Source organism: Streptomyces recifensis, assembly GCF_002154615.1.
GTDB classification, from domain to species: domain Bacteria; phylum Actinomycetota; class Actinomycetes; order Streptomycetales; family Streptomycetaceae; genus Streptomyces; species Streptomyces griseoluteus.
Genome location: NZ_MUNH01000038.1, coordinates 1 through 24,819 on the forward strand (window position 1 = coordinate 1; position 24,819 = coordinate 24,819).

Sequence of the window (24,819 nt, forward strand, 5' to 3'; positions counted from 1 at the left end):
GCCAGATGGCGGGCGGGCGGACAGTGCGGCTCCAGGCCGAGCAGCGGCGGACACCAGCGCCGCACCGCGAACCCCGTCTGCGTGTCGAACAGCGTGGTCCCCGGCGCGGGCGGCCCCTCCCCCCGCCCCAGCCGCGCCTCGAACGTCCCGAGCCCCAGCTCGGTCCGGAGCACCCCATGGCAGTACTGATCCACGAGCGAAGGCGTGTCGATCATTCCGGCTCCCGAGGAGGACGCTGTTTCACACGTCCTAACGGCACGAACCGGATTCAGGTGGCGCGGGGGCGGGACTCAGAGCTGAATACCGGCCATCCGCTTCCACTCGTACGCGCCGGTGCGGATCTTCGCCGCGAACTCCCCGTCGAAGTCGTCCTGGAGCGCCACCCCGGCCTTCTCCACCGCCCGGCGCCCGATCTCCACGCTGGGGGCCACGAGGTTGCCCCACTCGCCGTCCTCGCCCACGAGGGCGATACGGGCCCCGCGCTCGCCGAGGTAGGCCACGTTCCCCTCGGCGCCCCCGTGCGCCTTGGCGAACGTACCGATCTGGTGGGCGAGCCGCTTCACCTGGCGCTCGCTCTTCGCGTCAACCTGCTCCGTGTCAGCCATGACCAGGATGCTACCGACGAGTAGAGAAAAGGGCGACGGGAGGGTCGGCATCCCGCTCAGCGGAGGAAGGGGTCCACCGCGACGGCGACGAAGAGGAGGGAGACGTAGGTGATCGACCAATGGAACAGCCGCATCTCCTTGAGCTTGCCCCCGGTCACCTCGGCCTTGGCCCGGTTCTGCAGGCCGTGCGCCTCCCAGAGCCAGAAGCCGCCGGCCGCGAGGGCGACCACGGTGTAGAACCAGCCGGTGTAGCCGAGCGGGGTCAGCAGCAGGGAGACGGCGACCATCACCCAGCTGTAGATCACGATCTGCCGGGCGACCACCTTGTTGGAGGCGATGACGGGCAGCATCGGCACGCCCACGCGGGCGTAGTCCTCCTTGACCTTCATGGACAGCGGCCAGTAGTGCGGCGGCGTCCAGAAGAACATCACGAGGAAGAGGATGACCGGCGCCCAGGACATCGAGTTGGTGACCGAGGACCAGCCGATCAGCACCGGCAGGCAGCCCGCGATGCCGCCCCAGACGATGTTCTGCGAGGTACGCCGCTTGAGGATCATCGTGTAGACGACGACGTAGAAGAGGAGCGCACCGAGTGACAGCCAGGCGGACAGCCAGTTGACGGTCAGCCCGAACAGCAGGGTGGAGACGACCGCGAGGGTGATGCCGAAGGCGAGGCACTCGCGCGGGCTGACCAGCCCGGTCACCAGCGGCCGCTGCGAGGTGCGGTCCATCAGCGCGTCGATGTCGCGGTCGATGTACATGTTGAGCGCGTTGGCGCCGCCCGCGGACAGGTAACCGCCGACACAGGTGAGCAGGACGAGGCCCAGGTCGGGCACCCCCTGCTGGGCCAGGAACATCACCGGCACCGTGGTGATGAGCAGCAGCTCGATGATCCGCGGCTTGGTCAGCGCCACGAAGCCCTTGACACGGGCTCCGAACGACCGGTCAACCGGGCTCCGGCTCGTACCGGGACCGGCCTCCCCCAGAGCCTCGAGGGCCTGGGAAGTGCCGCCAGGACGGGATTCGACGGCCGTCACGCACACCCCTGACAGAGACATCAAGCGAGCATTCCCGTGTGAAAGCGGGGTAAAGGCTCGCGCGTACCACGCCACTTTAGACGTTGCCCATATCCGGTTTTTCGCCGGGGTCGGCTCGTGTTGGCGAGCCTTGCGACACGCCGCCCGTACGAGGTCTCCCCCGGCTCGGTTGAGCACTCGGACGAGCGGCTCCGTATTCATGTGCCAAGCGGCTTCCGGGCCGGTCGGGAGGCGGATCGCGAAGAGTCCCGGCAGTCTGGAATGACTCGAAAAAACGCACGTCCCCTCGGGGGTAGGCTCGACAACGGCCGGTGGACACCAGTGCACCGGCGGCCGGCGGGCGCCACGCGCCGCGAACCGGCGAACAACATGTGGAGAGGAGCCCTGACCCAGGGTGAGCACCAAGCCGACCACCACAGACCTTGAGTGGACCGAGCTGGACCAGCGGGCCGTGGACACCGCCCGGGTCCTGGCCGCCGACGCCGTACAGAAGGTCGGCAACGGCCATCCCGGTACGGCGATGAGCCTGGCCCCGGCCGCCTACACCCTCTTCCAGAAGGTGATGCGGCACGACCCGGCCGACCCGCAGTGGGTGGGCCGCGACCGCTTCGTGCTGTCCGCCGGTCACTCGTCCCTGACCCTCTACACGCAGCTCTACCTGGCCGGCTTCGGCCTGGAGCTGGACGACCTGAAGTCCTTCCGCACCTGGGGCTCGAAGACTCCGGGTCACCCGGAGTACGGGCACACCAAGGGCGTCGAGACCACCACCGGTCCGCTGGGCCAGGGTGTGGCCAACGCGGTGGGCATGGCGATGGCGTCCCGCTTCGAGCGGGGCCTGTTCGACCCCGACGCGCCCGAGGGCACGTCCCCGTTCGACCACTACATCTACTGCATCGCCGGTGACGGCTGCCTCCAGGAGGGCATCTCCCACGAGGCGTCCTCCCTCGCGGGCCACCAGAAGCTCGGCAACCTGGTCCTGCTGTGGGACGACAACCACATCTCGATCGAGGGCGACACCGAGACCGCCGTGTCCGAGGACACGATGAAGCGGTACGAGGCGTACGGCTGGCACGTCCAGCGCGTGGAGCCCAAGTCCGACGGCGACCTGGACCCGGAGGCGATCTACGCGGCGATCGAGAAGGCCAAGGCGGTCACCGACCGGCCGTCCTTCATCGCCATGCGCTCGATCATCGCCTGGCCCGCCCCGAACGCCCAGGACACCGAGGCCGCGCACGGCTCGGCCCTCGGTGACGACGAGGTCGCGGCCACCAAGCGCGTCCTCGGCTTCGACGAGACGCAGAGCTTCGCCGTCGCCGACGAGGTCCTCGACCACACCCGCGGCGCCCTGGAGCGCGGCCGCCGGGCCAAGGCGGAGTGGGAGAAGGGCTTCCAGGTCTGGCGCGAGAACAACCCGGACCGCGCGGCCGAGTTCGACCGCATCAGCGAGGGCGCCCTGCCGACCGGCTGGGAGCTGAAGATCCCGGTCTTCGAGACCGGCAAGAGCGTGGCCACCCGTGCCGCCTCCGGCAAGATCCTCCAGGCGCTCGGCCCGGTCATCCCCGAGCTGTGGGGCGGCTCCGCCGACCTCGCCGGGTCGAACAACACGACCATCGACAAGGACAGCTCCTTCCTCCCGGCGGGCAACCCGCTGCCGGAGGCGAACCCGTACGGCCGGACGATCCACTTCGGCATCCGCGAGTTCGCCATGGCCGCCGAGATGAACGGCATCACCCTGCACGGCAACACCCGTGTCTACGGCGGTACGTTCCTCGTGTTCTCCGACTACATGCGCAACGCCGTCCGCCTGTCGGCGCTGATGCACCTGCCGGTGACGTACGTGTGGACGCACGACTCGATCGGTCTCGGCGAGGACGGCCCGACCCACCAGCCGGTGGAGCACCTGGCCGCGCTGCGCGCGATCCCCGGTCTGAACGTGGTCCGCCCGGCGGACGCCAACGAGACCGCGACCGCCTGGCGCGAGGTGCTCAAGCGCTGGACCAAGGAGTTCGGCAAGGGCGCCCCGACCGGCCTGGTGCTGACCCGCCAGGGCGTGCCGACGTACGAGCCCAACGAGGACGCCGCGCGTGGCGGCTACGTCCTGTTCGAGGCCGAGGGCGGCGAGCCGCAGGTGATCCTGATCGCGACCGGTTCCGAGGTGCACGTCGCCGTGGAGGCGCGCGAGCAGCTCCAGGCCGAGGGCGTGCCCACCCGTGTGGTCTCGATGCCGTCGGTCGAGTGGTTCGAGGAGCAGGACCAGGGGTACCGGGATTCCGTGCTGCCGCCGTCGGTCAAGGCCCGCGTCGCCGTGGAGGCGGGCATCGGTCTGACCTGGCACAAGTACGTGGGTGACGCCGGCCGCATCGTTTCCCTGGAGCACTTCGGCGCGTCCGCGGACGGCAAGGTCCTGTTCCGCGAGTACGGCTTCACTCCGGAGAACGTGGCCGACAAGGCGCGGGAATCCCTCGCCGCTACGCAGCGCTGACGCCCGTAAACGACACGTAGGAGATGCAATTTCCATGACAGACGCACTGAAGCGCCTCTCCGAGGAAGGCGTGGCGATCTGGCTGGACGACCTGTCGCGCAAGCGGATCACGTCCGGCAACCTCGCCGAGCTGATCGACCAGCAGCACGTCGTGGGTGTCACCACCAACCCCACGATCTTCCAGAAGGCGATCTCGCAGGGCGACGGCTACGACCAGCAGCTCACCGACCTCGCCGCGCGTGAGGTGACGGTGGAAGAGGCCATCCGCATGATCACGACGGCGGACGTCCGTGACGCCGCCGACATCCTGCGCCCGGTCTTCGACGCCACCGGCGGCAAGGACGGCCGGGTCTCCATCGAGGTCGACCCGCGTCTGGCGCACAACACGCGCGCCACGCTGGCCGAGGCCCGCCAGCTCGCCTGGCTGGTGGACCGCCCGAACACGCTGATCAAGATCCCGGCGACCGAGGCGGGTCTGCCGGCCATCGCGGACACGATCGGCAACGGCATCAGCGTCAACGTCACGCTGATCTTCTCCCTCGAGCGGTACCGCAAGGTCATGGACGCGTACCTGACCGGCCTGGAGAAGGCCAAGGAGCGCGGCCTGGACCTGTCCAAGATCCACTCCGTGGCGTCCTTCTTCGTGTCCCGCGTGGACTCCGAGGTCGACAAGCGGCTGAACGCGATCGGCACCGACGAGGCCAAGGCGCTGCGCGGCAAGGCCGCCATCGCCAACGCGCGCCTGGCCTACCAGGCGTACGAGGAGGTCTTCTCCACCGACCGCTGGAAGGCGCTGGAGAAGGCGGGCGCCAACAAGCAGCGTCCGCTGTGGGCGTCGACCGGCGTGAAGGACCCGGCGTACCCGGACACGATGTACGTCACCGAGCTGGTCGCGCCGAACACGGTCAACACCATGCCGGAGGCCACCCTGGAGGCCGTCGAGGACCACGGTGAGATCACCGGCGACACGGTGACCGGCACCTACGAGCAGGCTCGTGCCGACCTCGACGCGATCGAGCGGCTCGGGATCTCCTACGACGACGTCGTCCAGGTGCTCGAGGACGAGGGCGTGGACAAGTTCGAGGGGTCCTGGAACGACCTGCTCAAGTCGACCGAGGCGGAGCTGAAGCGCCTCGCCCCCTCGGAGGGCTGATTTGTCACCCCTCAACGGTTCCGGAGCGAACCCGCTTCGTGATCCCGCCGACCGACGGCTCCCGCGCATCGCGGGGCCGTCGGGCCTGGTGATCTTCGGCGTCACCGGCGACCTGTCCCGCAAGAAGCTGATGCCGGCCGTCTACGACCTGGCCAACCGCGGTCTGCTGCCGCCGGGCTTCTCCCTGGTGGGTTTCGCCCGCCGCGACTGGGAGGACGAGGACTTCGCGCAGGTCGTGCACGACGCGGTCAAGGAGCACGCGCGTACGCCGTTCCGCGAGGAGGTCTGGCAGCAGCTCATCCAGGGGATGCGCTTCGTCCAGGGCACCTTCGACGACGACGAGGCGTTCGAGCGGCTGCGCTCGACCATCGACGAGCTGGACAAGCAGCAGGGCACGGGCGGCAACTTCGCCTTCTACCTGTCGGTGCCGCCGGGCGCCTTCCCGGTCGTGATCCAGCAGCTCAAGAAGAGCGGGCTGGCCGACCAGTCCAAGGGCTCCTGGCGCCGCGCGGTCATCGAGAAGCCGTTCGGCCACGACCTGAAGTCGGCCGAGGAGCTGAACAAGGTCGTGCACGAGGTGTTCGAGCCGGACCAGGTGTTCCGGATCGACCACTACCTCGGCAAGGAGACCGTCCAGAACATCCTGGCCCTGCGCTTCGCCAACACGATGTTCGAGCCGATCTGGAACCGGTCCTACGTCGACCATGTCCAGATCACCATGGCCGAGGACATCGGCATCGGCGGCCGTGCCGGGTACTACGACGGCATCGGCGCCGCCCGTGACGTCATCCAGAACCACCTCCTGCAGCTGCTGGCGCTGACCGCCATGGAGGAGCCGTCCTCCTTCGGCGCGGACGCGCTGGCCAGGGAGAAGACCAAGGTGCTCGGTGCCGTCCGGCTGCCGAGGGACCTGGGCGCCGACACCGTGCGCGGGCAGTACGCGGCCGGCTGGCAGGGCGGCGAGAAGGTCATCGGCTATCTGCAAGAGGACGGCATCGACCCCGAGTCGAAGACCGACACCTACGCGGCGCTGAAGCTGGAGATCGACAACCGCCGCTGGGCGGGCGTCCCCTTCTACCTGCGCACCGGCAAGCGGCTGGGCCGCCGGGTCACCGAGATCGCGGTGGTCTTCCAGCGGGCGCCGCACTCCCCGTTCGACCACACGGCGACCGAGGAGCTGGGCCAGAACGCGATCGTCATCCGGGTCCAGCCCGACGAGGGCATCACGGTCCGCTTCGGCTCCAAGGTGCCGGGCACCTCGATGGAGATCCGGGACGTGTCGATGGACTTCGCCTACGGCGAGTCCTTCACCGAGTCCAGCCCCGAGGCGTACGAGCGGCTCATCCTCGACGTGCTGCTGGGTGACGCCAACCTCTTCCCGCGCACCGAGGAGGTCGAGCTGTCCTGGAAGATCCTCGACCCGGTCGAGGAGTACTGGGACGAGCACGGGCGGCCCGCGCAGTACAAGTCGGGCACCTGGGGCCCGGCCGAGGCCGACGAGATGCTCGCACGAGACGGACGGAGCTGGCGCCGGCCATGAAGATAGACCTGACCGACACCACCGCCGGTGAGATCAACAAGGCGCTGACGGAGGGCCGCCGCGCCATCGGCACGCCCGCCGTGGGCATGGTGCTGACCCTCGTCATCGTCACCGACGAGGAGAACGCCTACGACGCGCTGCGGGCGGCGACCGACGCCTCGCGGGAACACCCCTCGCGCACCCTGGTCGTCATCCGCCGGGTCTCGCGCACCCCGCGCGACCGCACCACCTCCCGGCTGGACGCCGAGGTGCGGGTGGGCGCGGACGCGGGTGCCGGCGAGACGGTCGTGCTGCGCACCTACGGCGAGGTGTCCGACCACGCCGACTCGGTGGTGCTGCCGCTGCTGCTCCCGGACGCGCCCGTGGTGGTCTGGTGGCCGGTGGACGCCCCGCTCGACCCGGCCGAGGACCCGCTGGGCGCGCTGGCGCAGCGCCGGGTCACCGACACCTACGCGGCCGAGCAGCCGGTGCGTGAGCTGGCGGCGCGTGCGGAGACGTACACGCCGGGCGACACCGACCTGGCGTGGACGCGGATCACGCCGTGGCGTTCGATGCTGGCGGCGGCCCTGGACCAGGTGGACTGCGAGGTGCGGTCCGTCGAGGTGGAGGGCGAGGAGTTCAACCCGAGCTGCGAGCTGCTGGCCATGTGGCTGGCGGACCGGCTGGGCGTGCCGGTGCAGCGGTCGCTGTCCTCGGGTCCGGGTCTGACGGCGGTCCGGATGGAGACGACGTGCGGGCCGGTCGTGCTGGACCGGGCGGACGGTTCGCTGGCGAACCTGTCCATCCAGGGCCAGCCGGGCCGTGCGGTGGCGCTCCAGCGCCGGGACACCGCCGAGCTGATCGCGGAGGAACTGCGCCGGCTCGACCCGGACGACACCTACGCGGCGGCCCTGCGCTACGGCGTGGAGCGGCTGTCCACGGGCGCGGAGGCGGTGGCGACGCTGGACGGCGCTCCGGCCGGGCCCACGGAGAAGGCCGCGGACAGGACCGCGGAGGACGAGGCGGTCGCCGGAGCGGCTGTCGCCGAGTCCGAGGCGGGCACCGAGGAGGGCGAGGCCCAGCGGCCCACCCCGAATTCCCTCGCGAGGAAGGCGGCGTCGAAGTGAGCACTCCGCAACTGGTCGTGCACCGCGACAAGGAACTGATGGCCGAGGCCGCCGCCGCGCGGCTGATCACCAAGATCGTGGACGCCCAGGCGTCGCGCGGTCACGCCTCGGTGGTCCTCACCGGTGGCCGCAACGGCAACGGTCTGCTGGCCGCACTGGCCAAGGCGCCCGCGCGGGACGCGATCGACTGGGGCCGCCTGGACCTGTGGTGGGGCGACGAGCGCTACCTCCCCGAGGGCGACCCGGACCGCAACTACACGCAGGCCCGCGAGGCCCTGCTGGACTCCGTGCCCCTGGACCCGGCGCGGGTGCACCCGATGCCCGCCTCCGACGGGCCCTACGGCGCGGACGTGGACGCGGCGGCCGGCGCGTACGCGGCGGAGCTGGCCAAGGCGGCCGGTCCCGAGGACCACGCCGAGGTGCCGGAGTTCGACGTGCTGCTGCTGGGCGTCGGTCCGGACACCCATGTGGCGTCGCTCTTCCCGGAGCTGCCCGCGGTGCGGGAGACCGAGCGCACGGTGGTGGGTGTGCACGGCGCGCCCAAGCCGCCGCCGACCCGGACCTCCCTGACGCTGCCCGCGATCCGCGCGGCGCGTGAGGTGTGGCTGCTGGCGGCGGGCGAGGACAAGGCCGAGGCGGTGGCGATCGCGCTGTCCGGCGCGGGCGAGGTGCAGGCCCCGGCGGCCGGTGCCCAGGGCCGGGCGCGGACGCTGTGGCTGCTGGACTCGGCGGCCGCGGCGGACCTGCCGCGGTCGATGTATCCGCCGGCTTCGCCGTGACCTGAGCGCGGGGAAAGGGGCGGCGGGGATTCCCCGCCGCCCCTTTCGTACGAGTGGCACATCGCGCCGTCGCACTCGATGCCGAGCGCGTACGCTCCGAGCCGCTCGTCTGCGCCTCGGCCATCGACGGGTGGCGCCGGGCTCTTCCGGAGGGCGGACGCGGCCCGAACCGGCCGCGTCCGCCTCACGCGTGGCTCAGCCGCCCATCTTCCGGTACTCCGCGACCAGCGTCCGCGTGGATGGGTCGAGGCCGGGCACCTCGGCGCCTTCGGTGAGGGCGGGTTCGATGCGCTTGGCCAGGACCTTGCCCAGCTCGACGCCCCACTGGTCGAAGGAGTCGATGTTCCAGACCGCGCCCTGCACGAACACCTTGTGCTCGTACAGCGCGATGAGCTGCCCCAGCACGGACGGGGTCAGTCCCGGCGCCAGGATGGAGGTGGTCGGGCGGTTCCCCGGGAAGGTCTTGTGCGGGACCAGTTCCTCCGGCACCCCCTCCTCCCGGACCTCCGAGGCGGTCTTGCCGAAGGCGAGGGCCTGGGTCTGGGCGAAGAAGTTGGCCATCAACAGGTCGTGCTGGGCCTTCAGTTGATCGCTCAGCTCGTCCACGGGACGCGCGAAGCCGATGAAGTCCGCCGGGATCAGCTTCGTGCCCTGATGGATCAACTGGTAGTACGCGTGCTGCCCGTTGGTACCGGGCGTGCCCCAGACCACCGGCCCGGTCTGCCACTCCACCGGCCTGCCGTCCTTCTGGACGGACTTGCCGTTGGACTCCATGTCCAACTGCTGGAGGTAGGCGGTGAACTTCGACAGGTAGTGGCTGTACGGCAGGACCGCGTGCGACTGCGCGTCGAAGAAGTTGCCGTACCAGATCCCCAGCAGGCCGAGCAGCAGCGGCGCGTTCTCCTCCGCCGGAGCGGTACGGAAGTGCTCGTCCACGGTGTGGAAACCGTCCAGCATCTCCCGGAAGCGCTCCGGACCGATCGCGATCATCAGCGACAGGCCGATCGCGGAGTCGAAGGAGTACCGGCCGCCGACCCAGTCCCAGAACTCGAACATGTTGTCGACGTCGATGCCGAACTCGGTGACCTTCTCCGCGTTCGTGGAGAGCGCCACGAAGTGCTTGGCCACGGCCTTGTCGTCACCGAGGGCGTCCAGCAGCCACGAGCGCGCCGAGGTCGCGTTGGTGATCGTCTCGATCGTCGTGAACGTCTTGGACGCCACGATGAACAGCGTCTCCGCCGGGTCCAGGTCCCGCAACGCCTCGTGGAGGTCGGCGCCGTCCACGTTCGACACGAACCGCACCGTCAGGTCACGGTCGGTGAAGGCACGCAGCGCCTCGAACGCCATCGCCGGACCCAGGTCGGAACCGCCGATACCGATGTTGACGACGTTCCTGATCCGCTTGCCGGTGTGACCGGTCCACTCACCCGAACGGACCCGGTCGGCGAAGCCGCTCATCTTGTCCAGCACCGCGTGCACGGCCGGGACCACGTTCTCCCCGTCCACCTCGATCACCGCGTCCCGAGGCGCACGCAGCGCGGTGTGCAGCACCGCGCGGTTCTCGGTCGTGTTGATCCGCTCACCCCGGAACATCGCGTCCCGCTGCCCGAACACATCGGTGGCGACGGCCAGTTCGCGCAGCAGCCGCAGCGCCTCGGCGTCCACGAGCTGCTTGCTGTAGTCGATGTAGAGGTCCCCGGCCCGGACCGTGTACGTCCGCCCGCGCTCCGGGTCGGCGTCGAACAGCTCCCGCAGGCCCGTCCCGCCGAAGCCCTCGCGGTGCTCCTTCAGAGCGGCCCACTCGGGCGTCCGGTTCAGTGCTGTACGGCCTTCTGCGTTCATCTCCGGCTTCCGCCTTCCTTTCTGCGCCTGTCGCCTGTCCTGCCCCGTGTGCCCACTGCGGGACCAACCTAATTGATCACCCGGGGACCGGGCCGGTGGTGACACCACCCCGCTTCTCGTCCATCGATACGTCCGCCGAGCGCGCCGGTATCAGTGCGAGCACCGCCGCCGCGAAGAGGGCGGCCGTGAGGAGCGCGGGGGCGTTGAGGCCGAGGGAGCCGGCGGCGGCACCGCCGAGCAGGGCGCCGAGGGGGGCACCGGCGGTGGAGGCGGTGCGGAAGGCGGCCGAGATGCGGCCGGTCATCGCGGCGGGGGCACGCTGCTGCATCAGCGTCACCTGGTTGACGTTCCACACCATGCCCATCGCGCCGAGCAGCAGCATCCCGGCGATCAGCGCCGCCATCTCCCGCACGGAGCCCAGCAGGAGCAGTGCGCCGGTCTGCACGGTGCCGCCCAGCAGCAGGGCCCGCACCCGGCCGAGACGGCCCGCCAGACGCCGGGCCAGGAAGCCGCCGGCGACGCTGCCGGCCGAGTAGGCGGTCATGACGGCCGCGTAGCCGACGTTCCCCGCGTGCAGCCAGCCGGTGACGTGCAGGACGAGGGTGGCGATCAGGGCGCCCATGCCGATGTTGCACAGCAGGGTGGCTCCGCAGATCGCGCGGAGCGCGCGGTCCCGCCAGAGTTGCCGCAGCCCCTCCCCTATGTCGGCGCGCAGGGTGGCGCCGGGCGGGCGCGGTTCGCGTGAGGGTGTCCCGATGCGGAGGGAGGCCACGAGGGCGGCGCCCAGCAGGTAGGTGACGGCGTCGGCCGCGTAGGGCAGGAACGCCCCGGCCGTCAGCAGCAGCGGCACCAGAGGTCCGCCGAGCAGGCCGCCGGCCAGCTGCTGACCGGTCATCAGGCGGGCGTTGGCGCTGCCCAGGGACTCCGGCCGGACCACGGAGGGGAGCAGGGCGGTCGCCGCGTTGTCGAACAGGGTCTGGAGCGCGGTGAGGGAGAAGGCGAGCGCGATCAGCAGCGGGATCGAGGCGTGGCCGAGAGCCACCGCGAGGGCGAACGCGGCGACGAGCAGCCCCCGTGCCACGTCCACGGCCCACATCGCGCGGCGTTGGTCCACCCGGTCGGCCATCGCGCCGCCCAGCAGGCCGAACAGCAGCCAGGGCACATAGCCGCAGGCGGTCACCGCGGCGACGGCGAGCGGATCGTCGGTCAGGCGCACGGCGAGCAGCGGCAGCGCGGCCGTGCGCAGCGCGTCGCCGAAGCGGGAGAGCACGGCGGCGCTCCACAGCCGCCCGAATCCCCCGCGCCACGCGGGCGTTGCCGTCCGCACCACCTGAGTCGTCGTCATGGCCGTACCCCCGAGTCGCAGTTACCTCACTCACAGTAGGGGGCACCACTGACAACGGGGTCCGGCCGTGGGACAGGACAGCTCCGGCCGGGCACCCTCTCGGGCCCCGGCCGGTGTCAACTCCTAGATCTCGCCCCGCAGTTTGGCGAGCGCCTCGGCGAGGATCGCCTCGCCGTCCGCGTCGCTGCGCCGTTCGCGCACATAGGCGAGGTGCGTCTTGTAGGGCTCGGTGCGCGGCGGGTCCGGCGGGTTGTCCCGGTCCTGACCGGCCGGGAAGCCACAGCGCGGGCAGTCCCAGGTGTCGGGGACCTGCGCGTCGCTGGCGAAGCTCGGCTGGGTCTCGTGCCCGTTGGAGCACCAGAAGGAGATGCGCAGACGCGGGGCGGACTCGCCGCGCTCGGCCTCGCCCATCGGCCCCGCACCGACCCGGCTTCCCCGGATCGCGTTGCCACTTGCCACGGTCGTAACTCCCTGCGTGATGGTGCCGCGAAGCAGGTCGGCCTATCGCTTCGCCGCGAGCGCCTCAGTCTACGTAAGGCCCAACGCGCGTCCAGTGAGGGGAGGTACCGCCTCCGCCCAGACGCAAGCCCCATGATAGGCCGCGCTCGTGGGCGCGTACCGAACATGGGGCCTTACGTGTGGAATCTATGTACTTGTGGGACGGGCGGGGCATCGCGGCTGTACGCGCGGCCCCCGCCTCGGCGGTCCGGTCAGCCGCTCGACTTCATGAGCAGGCCGAGCACGATGATCGAGGCGAACCAGAGCACGGCGATCACGACTGTGATGCGGTCGAGGTTGCGCTCGGCGACCGAGGAGCCGCCCACGGAGGACTGCATGCCACCACCGAACATGTCGGAGAGGCCGCCGCCCTTCCCCTTGTGCATCAGCACCAGCAGCATCAGCAGCAGGCTGAAGACGATCAGGGCGATCGAGAACCCCAAAACCACGGCTGGACCAACTTCCTCGGATTCGGACGGACGGATTGAGCTGGACGGACGGGGGCACGGCACGACGGCCATGCCCCCGCAAGAGTACGACGTATCGTCGCTACCGCCTACTCGCGGACCGGATCACTGATCGCGGAACCGCACGATCTTGACGAACTCGTCGGCGTCCAGCGACGCGCCGCCCACCAGGGCGCCGTCGATGTCCGGCTTGGCCATGATCTCGGCGACGTTGCCGGACTTCACGGAGCCGCCGTACTGGATGCGGATCTTGTCGGCGACGTCCTGGGAGTACAGCTCGGCGAGCTTGCCCCGGATCGCGCCGCAGACCTCCTGCGCGTCGTCGGAACCGCAGACCTTGCCGGTGCCGATGGCCCACACGGGCTCGTAGGCGATCACGACGTTCTCGGCCTGCTCGGCCGGGACGTCCTTCAGACCCCCCTCGACCTGGGCGAGGGTGTGGTCCACGTGGTTCCCGGCCTCGCGGACGTCCAGCTCCTCGCCGACGCACAGGATCGGGGTCAGGCCGTGCTGGAAGGCCGCCTTGACCTTGGCGTTGACCACGTCGTCGGTCTCGTGGTGGTACTGGCGGCGCTCGGAGTGGCCGGCGAGCACGTAGGAGCACTTCAGCTTGGCCAGCATCGAACCGGAGATCTCTCCGGTGTAGGCGCCCGACTCGTGCTGGGAGACGTCCTGGGCACCGTACTTGATCTTGAGCTTGTCGCCGTCGACCAGGGTCTGCACGGAGCGCAGGTCGGTGAAGGGCGGCAGGACGGCGACCTCGACGGCCTCGTAGTCCTTGTCGGCCAGGGCGAAGGCGAGCTTCTGGACGTGCGCGATGGCCTCGAGGTGGTTGAGGTTCATCTTCCAGTTGCCCGCCATGATCGGCGTGCGAGTGGTCATGCGGGGTCAGTCCTCCAGTGCGGCGAGGCCGGGGAGCGTCTTGCCCTCGAGGTACTCGAGGGAGGCGCCGCCACCGGTCGAGATGTGGCCGAATGCGTTCTCGTCGAAGCCGAGCGTACGCACCGCGGCGGCGGAGTCGCCGCCGCCGACGACGGTGAAGCCGTCGGAGTCGACGAGCGCCTGGGCGACCGCCTTGGTGCCCTCGGCGTAGTCGGGGTGCTCGAAGACGCCCATCGGACCGTTCCAGAAGACGGTCTCGGCGTCGCCGAGCTTCGAGGCGTACAGCTCGCGGGTCTTCGGGCCGATGTCCAGGCCCTCCTGGTCGGCGGGGATCTTGTCCGCGTCGACCACGGTGTGCTGCGAGGGGGCCTTGGTCTTCAGGTCCGGGAACTCCGGGGAGACCAGGACGTCCACGGGCAGGACCAGCTCGACGCCGTTCTTCTCGGCGCGCTCCATGTACTCCTTGACGGCCGGGATCTGGTCCTCCTGGAGGAGGGAGATGCCGACCTCGTGGCCCTGCGCCTTGAGGAAGGTGTAGGCCATGCCGCCGCCGATGAGCAGTCGGTCGGCCTTGCCGAGCAGCTGGTCGATGACGGCGAGCTTGTCGGAGACCTTGGCACCGCCGAGGACCACGACGTAGGGGCGCCGCACGTCGTCGGTGAGCTTCTTCAGGACGCCGACCTCGCGCGCGATCAGGTAGCCGGCGTAGTGCGGCAGCCGGGCCGGGAGGTCGTAGACGGAGGCGTGCTTGCGGTGCACCGCGCCGAAGCCGTCGCCCACGTACACGTCGGCGAGGGCGGCCAGCCGGTCGGCGAACTCGCCGCGCTCGGTGTCGTCCTTGGAGGTCTCACCGGCGTTGAAGCGCAGGTTCTCGACGACCGCGACCTGGCCGGGCTCCAGGCCGTCGACGGCGGCGTGGGCGGCGGGGCCGACGGTGTCCTCGGCGAAGGCGACCGGGGTGCCGAGGAGTTCGGCGAGACGCTCGGCGACGGGCAGCAGCGAGAAGGCCGGGTCCGGCGCACCCTTGGGACGGCCCAGGTGGGAGGCGACGACCACCTCGGCGCCGGCGTCGGCGAGGGCCTTGATGGTGGGCACCACAGCACGGATGCGGCCGTCGTCGGTGATGGTCCCGTCGGCCAGCGGCACATTGAGGTCGGCGCGGACGAAGACCCGCTTGCCGCTCACGCCGTCGGCGAGAAGTTCGTCGATCGTCTTCATTGAGTGGACTCCTGGAGAGGGCTCTTGATGCCCCTGATCGTAAAAGGGGCGTGGTCCGTGCGTGAGACAGGGCCCGGACAGCGCGGCCGTGCGCTGCCCGGGCCCTGCTCTCACTTCAAGGTCCTGCGGTGTCGGATCAGAGCTGCTCGCCGACGAAGACCGTCAGGTCCACGAGGCGGTTGGAGTAGCCCCACTCGTTGTCGTACCAGCCGAGGATCTTCACCCTGTTGCCGTCCTGGACCATGGTCAGGGACGAGTCGAAGGTGCAGGAGGACGGGTCGCCGACGATGTCGGAGGACACGATCTCGTCCTCGGTGTAGGACAGGAAGCCCTTGAGGGAGCCGTCCTCGGACGCCTTCTTGAACGCGGCGTTGACCTCGTCCTTGGTGACCTCGCGCTGCAGCTCCACGACCAGGTCGGTGGCCGAGCCGGTCGGGACCGGGACGCGCATCGCGATGCCGTCGAGCTTGCCCTTGAGCTGCGGCAGGACCAGCGCGGTGGCCTTGGCGGCACCGGTGGTGGTCGGGATGATGTTCTCGGCGGCGGCGCGGGCGCGGCGCAGGTCCTTGTGCGGGAAGTCCAGGATGCGCTGGTCGTTGGTGTACGCGTGCACCGTGGTCATCAGGCCGCTGACGATGCCGAAGTTCTCGTCCAGCACCTTCGCCATCGGCGCCACACAGTTGGTGGTGCACGAGGCGTTGGAGATGACGTGGTCCTTCGCCGGGTCGTACTTGTCCTGGTTGACGCCCATGACGATGGTGATGTCCTCGTCCTTGGCCGGAGCCGAGATGAGGACCTTCTTGGCGCCGCCGGCCAGGTGCTTGGCGGCGTCGTCGCGCTTGGTGAAGATGCCGGTCGACTCGATGACGATGTCGACGCCCAGCTCGCCCCACGGGATGTCGGCGGGGTTGCGCTCGGAGAGCACCTTGATGGTGTGACCGTCGACCGTGATCGTGTCTTCGGTGTGCGTCACCTCGGCCTTGAGGCGGCCCAGGATGGTGTCGTACTTGAGCAGGTGCGCCGTGGTCGCGGTGTCACCCAGGTCGTTGACAGCCACAACCTCGATGTCCGCACCCTGCTCCAGCAGAGCGCGGAAGTAGTTACGCCCGATGCGGCCGAAGCCGTTGATGCCTACGCGGATCGTCACGAACCGATCTCCTCGTTGGTACGCCGGCTATGCGGTGCCGGCGAGCTGTATTTGGGATGTCCCCGACCACCCACGACCCTACCCCTCCACGGCCCCCGGGGTGACATCGAGATGGCGCATAAAAGGGCAGGCGTTCCGTACCCGTCAGTAGGGTACGGAACGCCTCGGAACGGCGGTGGATTCACTCCTCTTTGTCAGGGAATGACGGGCACCGCCGACGCACTTTTCACTCGTTCGTGAGCGGGTTGGCTCACCTGATGCGGGGGCCTTCCGCGCACCGTTGAGAGGGGGGTTCGCTCACCTGTCGAGCGCGGTGAGCGCCTTGCGGACGAGAGCGGTCCGTTCGGCCGCCGAGGGGACCTGTTCGAGGCCGAATCCGAGCAGCACGGTGTCGTCGGTGGTGACCGCTCCATAGGTCTGGAAGAGGGCTCCGGTGCGGGTCCAGTCCTTCAGCACCGCAGGGCTCCCGGCCGGGGGTCCGGAGGCGCGCCAGGGACCGAGGGAGGACTCGAACCCTTCCGTCTCCTTCGCGTTGCCGCCGAGGACGAGCGAGGCGTCGTCGGCGAGCACGCCGTGGCCGCCGGTGCCGGGGTCGGTGATGTAGGAGAGGGACAGCTCGATCCGCTTGCCCGCGTAGGCGCTCAGGTCGAAGTCCACCCGCTGCCAGCCCGAGGACCGGCCGGTGAGGCTGTGCCACTGGCCGGTGGTCCCGGTGGCGGTGCAGGCGTTGCCCGTGAGGGTCAGGTAGTGCCTCAGCCAGGGGTGTTCCCCGACCAGGAACCCGGCCCCGCACTCGGCGGGCACGGCGTCGGCGGTGGCACCGCCCGCCTCGGGCAGCGTCGTCCAGTCGTCGGCGCCGACGGTGTGCACCTCCACCACGGCGTGGTCGTATCCGCGCTCGGTGTCCCACAGCAGCCGGGTGCCGAAGGCGGGCTTCTCGGCGGCACCGACACCGGTGAGGTCGATGGTGCGGGTGAGGCGCTTGTAGGCGTCGTCGGTGTGCACGGCGGCGGCCATGTAGGAGCCCGCGTACGGCCCGTACGGGCTGACGGCACCCGTGAACCGGCCCGCCCCCGCGCTGCGGAACCGGGGGTAGGTGGCGGCGGGCAGCTCGTCCGAGGTGACCCCGTAGGCACCGGCCGCGTCGAGGGGGTTGCCCGGTGCGTCGCCGAGCGCGGCGGAGACGCCGTTCAGCGCGCCGGTGCCGGTGATACCGGTGGCGCCCTTGGTGGAGGTCCGGCTGTAGGCGCCCAGGTAGTACTGGCTGAAGTCGTCGGACAGGTTGCCGCCGCCGAGGTCCACCTCACCGCCGGCCTGCTCGCCGGCCTCGATCAGCTTGCCGCCCTCGTTGAGGTAGGCGCGCAACTGGAGCTGGGTGGCGTTGCCGGGGCCGTCGGGGCCCGAGTAGTGGACGACGGTGCGGAAGTGGGCGAGGACGCCGAGGGCGTCGGGGGTGCCGCGCCGGGCGGTGTCCCACACGAGGGGCCTGCGGCCGGCCGCCTTCAGGGCGTCGGTGTAGGCGCGGGTCCCAGTCGCGGTCGCGCCCTCTTCGGCCACGACGAGGGTGTCGGCGGTGCCCCGGTCGGCGACGGTGTAGGTGAAGTGGCGACTCGCCGTCGCACGGCCCGCTCCCGTGAACCAGACCTCGACCCGGTCGCCGGCCCGGCCGCCGGGCACCTCCGCGCGGTACTGGTCGAAGTGGAGGTTGTCGTCGCCGCCGTAGGTCTCGCCGCCCTTCCACGGGCGCAGGGTGCGCTCATGGGTCCGGCCGCCGTTGACGCGGTACACCAGCCGCTTGTTCCGGACCGCCTTGCGGGCGACGACGGAGACCTGCTGGCCGGTGCCTCGGGCGTAGGAGGTGGTGAAGGCGGCCGGGGTGAAGTCGGGGGCGCTCAGGCCGACCGTGGAGGCGGGCCGGTCGGGGTGGGCGGCGGTCTCCGCGACGGAGAGCGCGAACGGCACGTTCTTCTCGAACTCCCGCTGGATCAGCGTCTCGTCGTCCGGGAAGGTGAAGACCGACCGGCAGTCGTCGGGGTTCCAGGCGTCGTCCGGGTCGGACTCGGAGGCGGTCGCGCAGGTGGACATCTCGGGGGTGAACATCGCCATCCCGTTGACGTTGGCCGCCTGCCCGTCCGCCTCGCCGTTGGTGGTGTACAGCTCGGAGGAGACCTGGGAGCGGTAGCCGGGGATCGCCGGCTTGTCGGGGGTGCCGGCCAGCGCCCGGTAGAGGACGTCGTCGGGCGTGTCGGTGGCGACCTGCCATCCGACGCCGTAGAGGAGCAGCTCGGCGGCGGAGTGGTAGTTGATGCCGAACGCGAACCGGACGCGCTTCTCCAGCGCGTCCAGCGCCCTGGTCTCCGGCTCGGAGTTCGCGCTCGGACCGCGGTAGGTCTCGCTGGCGGGGCTGGGGGACGAACCCTCGTCGTCGTAGCCCCACTTGTAGCCGAAGTTGCGGTTGAGGTCGACGCCGTCACCGGTGCCGATGACTCCGTCGCCGTTGATGTCGCGCAGGTTCTTGCGCCACAGCCGGGTGCTGGAGTCCTTGAAGGTGTAGTCGTAGCCGTCGGGGTTGGCGGACAGCACGAACCACAGCTCGGTGGTGTCCACGAGCTTTCTGATCCGTTTGTCCGACCGGTAGTTGTCCAGATAGTGGTGCATCAGGCGCCGGGTCATCTCCGGCGTGATCCACTCCCGCGCGTGCTGGTTGGACATGTACAGCACGGCGGGCCGCGAGCCGTCCTTCGCGGTCCGGGCGTTCCTGGTGACCTTGAGCGCGAGGATGTCCTGGCCGCGCACGGTGCGGCCGATGGACTCGACCTTGGCGAGGCCGGGGTTCTCCTGCGCGGTCCGCAGGATCTCCTCCTTGAGCCCGCCGCTGCCGCTGTACGGGCGGAACACGCCCTGGGCGGCGGCCGACAGGCGCTTGTTCGCGCCGCTCGGCAGGGAATGCTCGGCGAGGCGGACGCCCTGCTCCTTCAGGCCGCGGGCCTGCCGGTCGGTGAGGTAGACCTCGACGGCGGTCCGGCCGCGCGCCCCCACCCGCTCCCCCAGCTCATGGGCGTCCTGGCCCGCCCTGAGCAGCAGGGGCACCTGGGCGCGGGTGACCTCGGCCCGGAAGACCTTGACCTCGTCGCCGCTGCCGGCGGGCGCGCTCTCCCGCGCCTGGGCGACGGGCGTGAGGCAGGCCGCCCCGGCCAGCAGCGCCCCGACGGCGAGGACCGCTCTGGCCGCGGGTCTGGCGGTGGGCCGGGCTGCGGGTCTCACTCGGTGTCTCATGAACCCCCCTCGCGGTGGTTCGCCACAGCGGCGAACAGGTTGCCAGGCTCATGTCACTGCATGATCGAGTCAAGAGCGCCCCTAGGACACGCGAAACGCCGGTGCCTACCACCCGAACGGGCGGCGGCACCGGCGTCGGTGCGGCGCTTTCCCTGCCTTGGCGCCTCGGGGATCAGCCCGCGAGGTTGTCCGCCAGGTCCTCGGACAGGTTGGCCTCGGTGCTCGGGATACCGAGGTCGGAGGCGCGCTTGTCGGCCATCGCCAGCAGCCGGCGGATACGGCCGGCCACCGCGTCCTTGGTCAGCGGCGGGTCGGCCAGCGCGCCCAGCTCCTCCAGAGACGCCTGCTTGTGCTCCATGCGCAGCCGGCCCGCGGCGGCGAGATGCTCGGGCACCTCCTCGCCCAGGATCTCCAGCGCCCGCTGCACCCGTGCCCCGGCGGCTACGGCGGCCCGCGCCGAACGGCGCAGGTTGGCGTCGTCGAAGTTGGCGAGCCGGTTGGCGGTCGCGCGGACCTCGCGCCGCATCCGGCGCTCCTCCCAGGCCAGCACCGACTCGTGCGCGCCGAGCCGGGTGAGCAGGGCGCCGATGGCGTCGCCGTCGCGGACCACGACCCGGTCCACGCCCCGCACCTCGCGGGCCTTCGCGGCGATCGACAGCCTGCGGGCCGCGCCGACCAGCGCGAGCGCGGCCTCGGGGCCGGGGCAGGTGACCTCGAGCGAGGAGGACCGGCCGGGCTCGGTGAGCGAACCGTGCGCCAGGAAGGCGCCGCGCCAGGCGGCCTCGGCGTCACAGGTGGCGCCGGACACGACCTGCGGGGGCAGGCCCCGGATCGGGCGGCCCCGGCCGTCCACGAGCCCGGTCTGCCGGGCCAGCTGGTCGCCGCCCGCCACGACCCGCACCACATAGCGCGAGCCGCGCCGCAGACCGCCGGGCGCCATCACGATCAGCTCGGAGCTGTGGCCGAAGATCTCCAGGATGTCCCGCTTGAGGCGCCGGGCCGCCATCGCGGTGTCCAGTTCCGCCTCGATCACAATCCGCCCGCTCACCAGGTGGAGGCCGCCGGCGAACCGCAGAATGGCGGAGACCTCCGCCTTTCTGCAGCAGGTCCGGGTGACGGGAAGCCGGGAGATCTCATCCTTCACCGCTGCCGTCATCGCCATGGGCCGATCCTTCCATGCATCCGAAAAATACGGTCGTACGCGGCGGCCAGCAGCTCCGGATCGTGCCGGGGAGTTCCGTCGGTCCGGGCCACCGGCGCCAGCTCGACCGCGGCTCCCAGCCGCTTGGCGGCCTCGGTGAGCGAATCGCGGTCGGGCACGGCCGCCTCGTCGGCCAGCACCACGTCCAGGGCGAGTTTAGGGGCGTGTCGCCCCAAAACCTCCAAATGACGCTGCGGTGAGAAGCCCTCGGTTTCGCCGGGTTGCGGGGCGAGGTTCAGCGGGAGGACCCGGCGCGCCTTGGTCTGGGTGAGCGCGTCGAGCAGTTCGGGCACGAGGAGGTGCGGGATGACGGAGGAGAACCAGGAGCCCGGCCCGAGCACCACCCAGTCCGCGTCGAGCACCGCTTCCACCGCCTCGGGGACGGCGGGCGGGTCGGAGGGCACCAGGTGCACCGACTGCACCTCGCCCGGCGTCAGCGCGACCGTCGCCTGCCCGCGCACGGTGTCCACGTCGTCCGGCCGGTCCGGGTCGTGTCCCTTGACCAGGGCCTGCAGTTCCAGCGGTACCGCCGACATGGGCAGCACGCGGCCGTGCGCCCCGAGCAGCCTGCCGACCAGGTCGAGCGCCATCACATGGTCGCCGAGCTGCTCCCAGAGGGCGACGATGAGCACATTGCCGACCGCGTGGTCGTGCAGGTCGCCCTGGGACTGGAAGCGGTGCTGGATGACCCGGGCCCAGGTCTGGCCCCACTCGTCGTCCCCGCACAGCGCGGCCAGCGCCTTGCGGAGGTCGCCGGGCGGCAGCACGCCCAGCTCGTCCCGGAGGCGTCCGCTGGAGCCGCCGTCGTCGGCGACGGTGACCACGGCGGTGAGGTCACCGGTGATCCGGCGCAGCGCGGCGAGCGAGGCGGACAGGCCCATGCCGCCGCCGAGCGCGACCACCTTGGGCTGGGCGCCGCGTCTGCGGGGCCGCGCGCCCCGCACCTCGACGGGGCGGGCCGCGCGGGCCTCCGCGCGGCCGAGACGCCCCTCGGGGACCACGCGGCGCAGGCCGCGCAGCCGCCGTGCACGGTCGGTCATTCGCGTCCCATGTCCCGGTGCACGACCACCGTCTCCACGCCCTCCGCCGCGAGGCGCGCCGCGAGCTTCTCCGACATGGCGACCGAGCGGTGCTTGCCGCCGGTACAGCCGATGGCGATGGTCACGTACCGCTTGCCCTCGCGGCGGTAGCCGGCCGCGATCAGCCGGAGCAGTTCGGCGTACCGGTCGAGGAACTCCTTGGCGCCGGGCTGGTTGAAGACGTAGGAGGCGACCTCCTCGTTGACCCCGGTGAAGGGGCGCAGCTCCGGGACCCAGTGCGGGTTGGGCAGGAACCGCATGTCCGCGACCAGGTCGGCGTCGACCGGAAGGCCGTACTTGAACCCGAAGGACATCACGGTGGCCCGCAGCTCGGGCTCCTCCTCGCCCGCGAACTGGGCGTCCATCTTGGCGCGCAGCTCGTGCACGTTGAGGCTGGAGGTGTCGATGACCAGGTCGGCGTCGCCGCGCAGCTCGCGCAGCAGTTCCCGCTCGGCGGCGATGCCGTCCACGATGCGGCCGTCGCCCTGGAGGGGGTGCGGGCGGCGCACCGACTCGAAGCGGCGCACCAGGGCGTCCTCGGAGGACTCCAGGAAGACGATGCGCCGGGTGACGCCCCGGCTGTCGAGGTCGGCGAGGGACTCACGGAGGTTGTCGAAGAAGCGGCGGCCGCGCACGTCCACCACGACCGCGATCCGCGCCACGTTCCCCTGCGAGCGGGCGCCCAGCTCCACCATGGTGGGGATCAGGGCGGGCGGCAGGTTGTCGACGACGAACCAGCCGAGGTCCTCCAGGCACTTCGCGGCCGTCGAGCGGCCGGCTCCGGACATGCCGGAGATGATCACCAGCTCGGGGATGGGCGCATCGTTGGCCGCTGCCGGCGTGACGTCCTGACTCACCTGTGCTCCGTTGTCCTGTTCCGCCGCCCCTGGCGGGCTGTCGTCCGTCGCCGCGTGTGCGCGGTCCCGCTCGGCCGTGGGCCGTGCCTCGTGCTCGGTCATGTCTCCTGCCCCCGTCGGTCGTCCGGGAGGCCCGCGCTCACGGACTCTCCGGAGGAACCGCCCGTCGTGTCGGGTTCCTCTTCGTCAATGATCTCTCCGGTCGCCGTGTTCACGGCGGGTGCGGCCGGGGCCGAACGGGCGAGTGCCACCGCGATGGTCTCGGCCGTCTTCCGGCCTATGCCGGGTACTTCCTGGATCTGCTCGATGGTGGCGGCGCGCAGCCGCTTGACCGAGCCGAAGTGCTTGATGAGGGCCTGCTTGCGGGTCTCGCCGAGGCCGGGCACCTCGTCCAGCGGGCCGCTGCGCAGCCGCTTGGCCCGTTTGGCGCGCTGGTAGGTGATGGCGAAGCGGTGGGCCTCGTCACGCACCCGCTGGAGGAGGTAGAGGCCCTCGCTGCTGCGGGGCAGGACCACGGGGTCCTCCTCGCCGGGCACCCAGACCTCCTCCAGGCGCTTGGCGAGGCCGCACACGGCGATGTCGTCGATGCCCAGCTCGTCCAGCGCACGCCGGGCGGCCGCGACCTGCGGGCGGCCACCGTCGACCACGACGAGCTGGGGCGGGTAGGCGAACTTCCTGGGGCGGCCGTCGTCGTCCTTGGGGCCGCCGATGACGCCGTCGTCCTCGGCCGCCAGGGGCGCACCGGCGGGCGAGCCGTTCACCGGAACGTCCTCGGCGCCGGCCCACTCGCCCGACTTCTCCTTCTCCGCCAGGTAACGGCGGAAGCGGCGGGTGATCACCTCGTGCATGGAGCGGACGTCGTCCTGGCCCGCGAAGCCCTTGATCTGGAAGCGGCGGTACTCGTTCTTGCGCTGGAGGCCGTCCTCGAAGACGACCATGGAGGCCACCACGTCGTCGCCCTGCAGGTGGGAGATGTCGTAGCACTCGATCCGCAGCGGAGCGCTGTCGAGGTCCAGGGCGTCGGCGATCTCCTCCAGCGCGCGCGAGCGGGTGGTGAGGTCGGAGGCGCGCTTGGTCTTGTGCAGCACGAGGGCCTGCTGGGCGTTGCGCTGGACGGTCTCCATCAGCGCCTTCTTGTCGCCGCGCTGGGGGATGCGCAGCGAGACGTTGGCCCCCCGCCGGACGGTCAGCCACTCCTGGACCGGCTCGACCGGGTCGGGCAGCGCCGGGACCAGCACCTCCTTGGGCACGGAGTCCCCGGTCTCCTCGCCGTAGAGCTGCTGGAGGGCGTGTTCGACGAGGGCGCCGGTGGTGATCTCCTCGACCTTGTCGGTGACCCAGCCGCGCTGGCCGCGCACCCGGCCGCCGCGCACGTGGAAGATCTGGACGGCGGCCTCCAGCTCGTCCTCCGCGACGGCGATGAGGTCCGCGTCGGTCGCGTCGGCGAGCACGACCGCGTTCTTCTCCATGGCCTTCTTCAGCGCGCCGACGTCGTCACGCAGACGGGCGGCCCGCTCGTACTCCATCTCGTCGGACGCCTCGGCCATCTGCTTCTCCAGGCGGCGGAGGTAGGTGCCGGTGCGGCCCGCCATGAAGTCGCAGAACTCCTCGGCCAGCTCGTAGTGGTCCTCCGGCGAGATCCGGCCGACGCAGGGCGCGGAGCACTTGCCGATGTACCCGAGCAGGCAGGGACGGCCGGTGCGCTCGGCGTTCTTGAAGACACCGGCCGAGCAGGTGCGTACCGGGAAGACGCGCAGCAGCAGGTCGACGGTGTCCCGGATCGCCCACGCATGGGCGTACGGGCCGAAATACCTGACGCCCTTCTTCTTGTGACCGCGCATCACCTGGACGCGCGGGAACTCCTCGTTCATCGTGACGGCGAGGTACGGGTAGCTCTTGTCGTCGCGGTACTTGACGTTGAACCGGGGGTCGTACTCCTTGATCCAGGAGTACTCCAGCTGCAGCGCCTCGACCTCCGTGGACACCACGGTCCACTCCACGGACGCGGCGGTGGTGACCATGGAGCGGGTGCGGGGGTGCAGGTTCGCCAGGTCCTGGAAGTAGTTCGCCAGGCGCTGGCGCAGGCTCTTCGCCTTTCCGACGTAGATCACCCGGCGGTGCTCGTCACGGAACCTGTACACCCCCGGAGAGTCGGGGATCTCGCCCGGCCTGGGGCGGTAGCTGGAGGGGTCGGCCATGACTCACACCCTACTGGCGGGAAGGGACACCGCGCCGGGCCTGTGGACAAGGGTCGCGGAGGCACCCGACCGGCCTGTGGACGATCGGGCCGGAGGGGCCGCCGGGG

Annotated in this window: 19 protein-coding genes and 1 pseudogene; 5 read left to right on the forward strand and 15 right to left on the reverse strand. The window is 70.8% G+C overall.

Annotation, left to right across the window (positions count from 1 at the left end):
- The 3 genes and pseudogenes from CCN33_RS02505 to CCN33_RS02515 form a co-directional block, all read right to left on the reverse strand.
- A pseudogene (locus CCN33_RS02505) lies at nucleotides 1-215 on the reverse strand (amidohydrolase); the annotation flags it as partial.
- A gap of 75 nt (nucleotides 216-290) precedes the next feature.
- The gene (locus CCN33_RS02510; protein WP_086690653.1) at nucleotides 291-605 is read right to left on the reverse strand and encodes a hypothetical protein; all 315 of its coding nucleotides are present in this window, start codon (nucleotides 603-605) and stop codon (nucleotides 291-293) included.
- Nucleotides 606-661: 56 nt separating this feature from the next.
- Complete coding sequence (locus CCN33_RS02515) at nucleotides 662-1,648, reverse strand: heme o synthase (protein WP_167387749.1); 987 nt, start codon at nucleotides 1,646-1,648, stop codon at nucleotides 662-664.
- A gap of 388 nt (nucleotides 1,649-2,036) precedes the next feature.
- Here CCN33_RS02515 and tkt point away from each other — a divergent pair, with 388 nt between their 5' ends.
- From tkt to pgl, 5 genes are read left to right on the forward strand one after another with little or no spacing between them, the layout of a single operon-like run.
- Entirely contained in the window at nucleotides 2,037-4,124 is a 2,088-nt protein-coding gene (gene tkt / locus CCN33_RS02525) for a transketolase (protein WP_086690601.1), read from the forward strand.
- Between the two features lie 34 nt (nucleotides 4,125-4,158).
- The gene (gene tal, locus CCN33_RS02530) at nucleotides 4,159-5,277 is read left to right on the forward strand and encodes a transaldolase (RefSeq protein WP_086690603.1); all 1,119 of its coding nucleotides are present in this window, start codon (nucleotides 4,159-4,161) and stop codon (nucleotides 5,275-5,277) included.
- Between the two features lies 1 nt (nucleotide 5,278).
- On the forward strand, nucleotides 5,279-6,817 hold the full coding sequence (gene zwf / locus CCN33_RS02535; RefSeq protein WP_086690605.1) for a glucose-6-phosphate dehydrogenase: 1,539 nt from the start codon (nucleotides 5,279-5,281) through the stop codon (nucleotides 6,815-6,817).
- Nucleotides 6,814-7,923 (forward strand): glucose-6-phosphate dehydrogenase assembly protein OpcA, encoded by a 1,110-nt coding sequence (opcA, locus tag CCN33_RS02540; protein ID WP_086690607.1) that lies wholly within the window; start codon nucleotides 6,814-6,816, stop codon nucleotides 7,921-7,923. The genes zwf and opcA overlap by 4 nt, the downstream gene beginning before the upstream one ends.
- Complete coding sequence (gene pgl, locus CCN33_RS02545; protein ID WP_031182002.1) at nucleotides 7,920-8,702, forward strand: 6-phosphogluconolactonase; 783 nt, start codon at nucleotides 7,920-7,922, stop codon at nucleotides 8,700-8,702. The genes opcA and pgl overlap by 4 nt, the downstream gene beginning before the upstream one ends.
- A 195-nt stretch (nucleotides 8,703-8,897) precedes the next feature.
- Here pgl and pgi read toward each other — a convergent pair whose 3' ends face one another.
- The 12 genes from pgi to uvrC form a co-directional block, all read right to left on the reverse strand.
- The gene (gene pgi, locus CCN33_RS02550) at nucleotides 8,898-10,544 is read right to left on the reverse strand and encodes a glucose-6-phosphate isomerase (protein ID WP_086690609.1); all 1,647 of its coding nucleotides are present in this window, start codon (nucleotides 10,542-10,544) and stop codon (nucleotides 8,898-8,900) included.
- A gap of 76 nt (nucleotides 10,545-10,620) precedes the next feature.
- Nucleotides 10,621-11,889, reverse strand: a complete 1,269-nt coding sequence (locus CCN33_RS02555) for an MFS transporter (protein WP_086690611.1) — start codon at nucleotides 11,887-11,889, stop codon at nucleotides 10,621-10,623.
- Nucleotides 11,890-12,012: 123 nt separating this feature from the next.
- The gene (locus CCN33_RS02560) at nucleotides 12,013-12,348 is read right to left on the reverse strand and encodes an RNA polymerase-binding protein RbpA (RefSeq protein ID WP_003957010.1); all 336 of its coding nucleotides are present in this window, start codon (nucleotides 12,346-12,348) and stop codon (nucleotides 12,013-12,015) included.
- A gap of 251 nt (nucleotides 12,349-12,599) precedes the next feature.
- Nucleotides 12,600-12,836 carry a preprotein translocase subunit SecG gene (secG, locus tag CCN33_RS02565; protein WP_030809737.1) on the reverse strand — a complete coding sequence of 79 codons (237 nt, stop codon included), beginning with the start codon at nucleotides 12,834-12,836 and terminating at the stop codon, nucleotides 12,600-12,602.
- 123 nt (nucleotides 12,837-12,959) lie between these two features.
- Nucleotides 12,960-13,736: a triose-phosphate isomerase gene (tpiA, locus tag CCN33_RS02570; RefSeq protein ID WP_086690613.1), complete on the reverse strand. Its 777-nt coding sequence runs from the start codon at nucleotides 13,734-13,736 to the stop codon at nucleotides 12,960-12,962.
- A 6-nt stretch (nucleotides 13,737-13,742) separates the two neighbouring features.
- Nucleotides 13,743-14,954 carry a phosphoglycerate kinase gene (locus tag CCN33_RS02575; RefSeq protein ID WP_086690615.1) on the reverse strand — a complete coding sequence of 404 codons (1,212 nt, stop codon included), beginning with the start codon at nucleotides 14,952-14,954 and terminating at the stop codon, nucleotides 13,743-13,745.
- Nucleotides 14,955-15,090: 136 nt separating this feature from the next.
- Complete coding sequence (gap, locus tag CCN33_RS02580; RefSeq protein ID WP_086690617.1) at nucleotides 15,091-16,101, reverse strand: type I glyceraldehyde-3-phosphate dehydrogenase; 1,011 nt, start codon at nucleotides 16,099-16,101, stop codon at nucleotides 15,091-15,093.
- A 297-nt stretch (nucleotides 16,102-16,398) separates the two neighbouring features.
- A complete protein-coding gene (locus tag CCN33_RS02585) occupies nucleotides 16,399-19,377 on the reverse strand; it encodes a M14 family metallopeptidase (RefSeq protein ID WP_086690618.1) in 2,979 nt (992 codons plus the stop codon).
- Nucleotides 19,378-19,549: 172 nt separating this feature from the next.
- Entirely contained in the window at nucleotides 19,550-20,539 is a 990-nt protein-coding gene (gene whiA, locus CCN33_RS02590) for a DNA-binding protein WhiA (protein ID WP_086690620.1), read from the reverse strand.
- Nucleotides 20,530-21,618, reverse strand: a complete 1,089-nt coding sequence (locus CCN33_RS02595) for a gluconeogenesis factor YvcK family protein (protein ID WP_086690622.1) — start codon at nucleotides 21,616-21,618, stop codon at nucleotides 20,530-20,532. Before CCN33_RS02595 ends, whiA begins: the two co-directional genes overlap by 10 nt.
- Entirely contained in the window at nucleotides 21,615-22,616 is a 1,002-nt protein-coding gene (gene rapZ / locus CCN33_RS02600) for an RNase adapter RapZ (protein WP_031182822.1), read from the reverse strand. Before rapZ ends, CCN33_RS02595 begins: the two co-directional genes overlap by 4 nt.
- Entirely contained in the window at nucleotides 22,613-24,712 is a 2,100-nt protein-coding gene (uvrC, locus tag CCN33_RS02605; protein WP_086690624.1) for an excinuclease ABC subunit UvrC, read from the reverse strand. The genes rapZ and uvrC overlap by 4 nt, the downstream gene beginning before the upstream one ends.
- Between the last annotated feature and the right edge of the window lie 107 nt (nucleotides 24,713-24,819).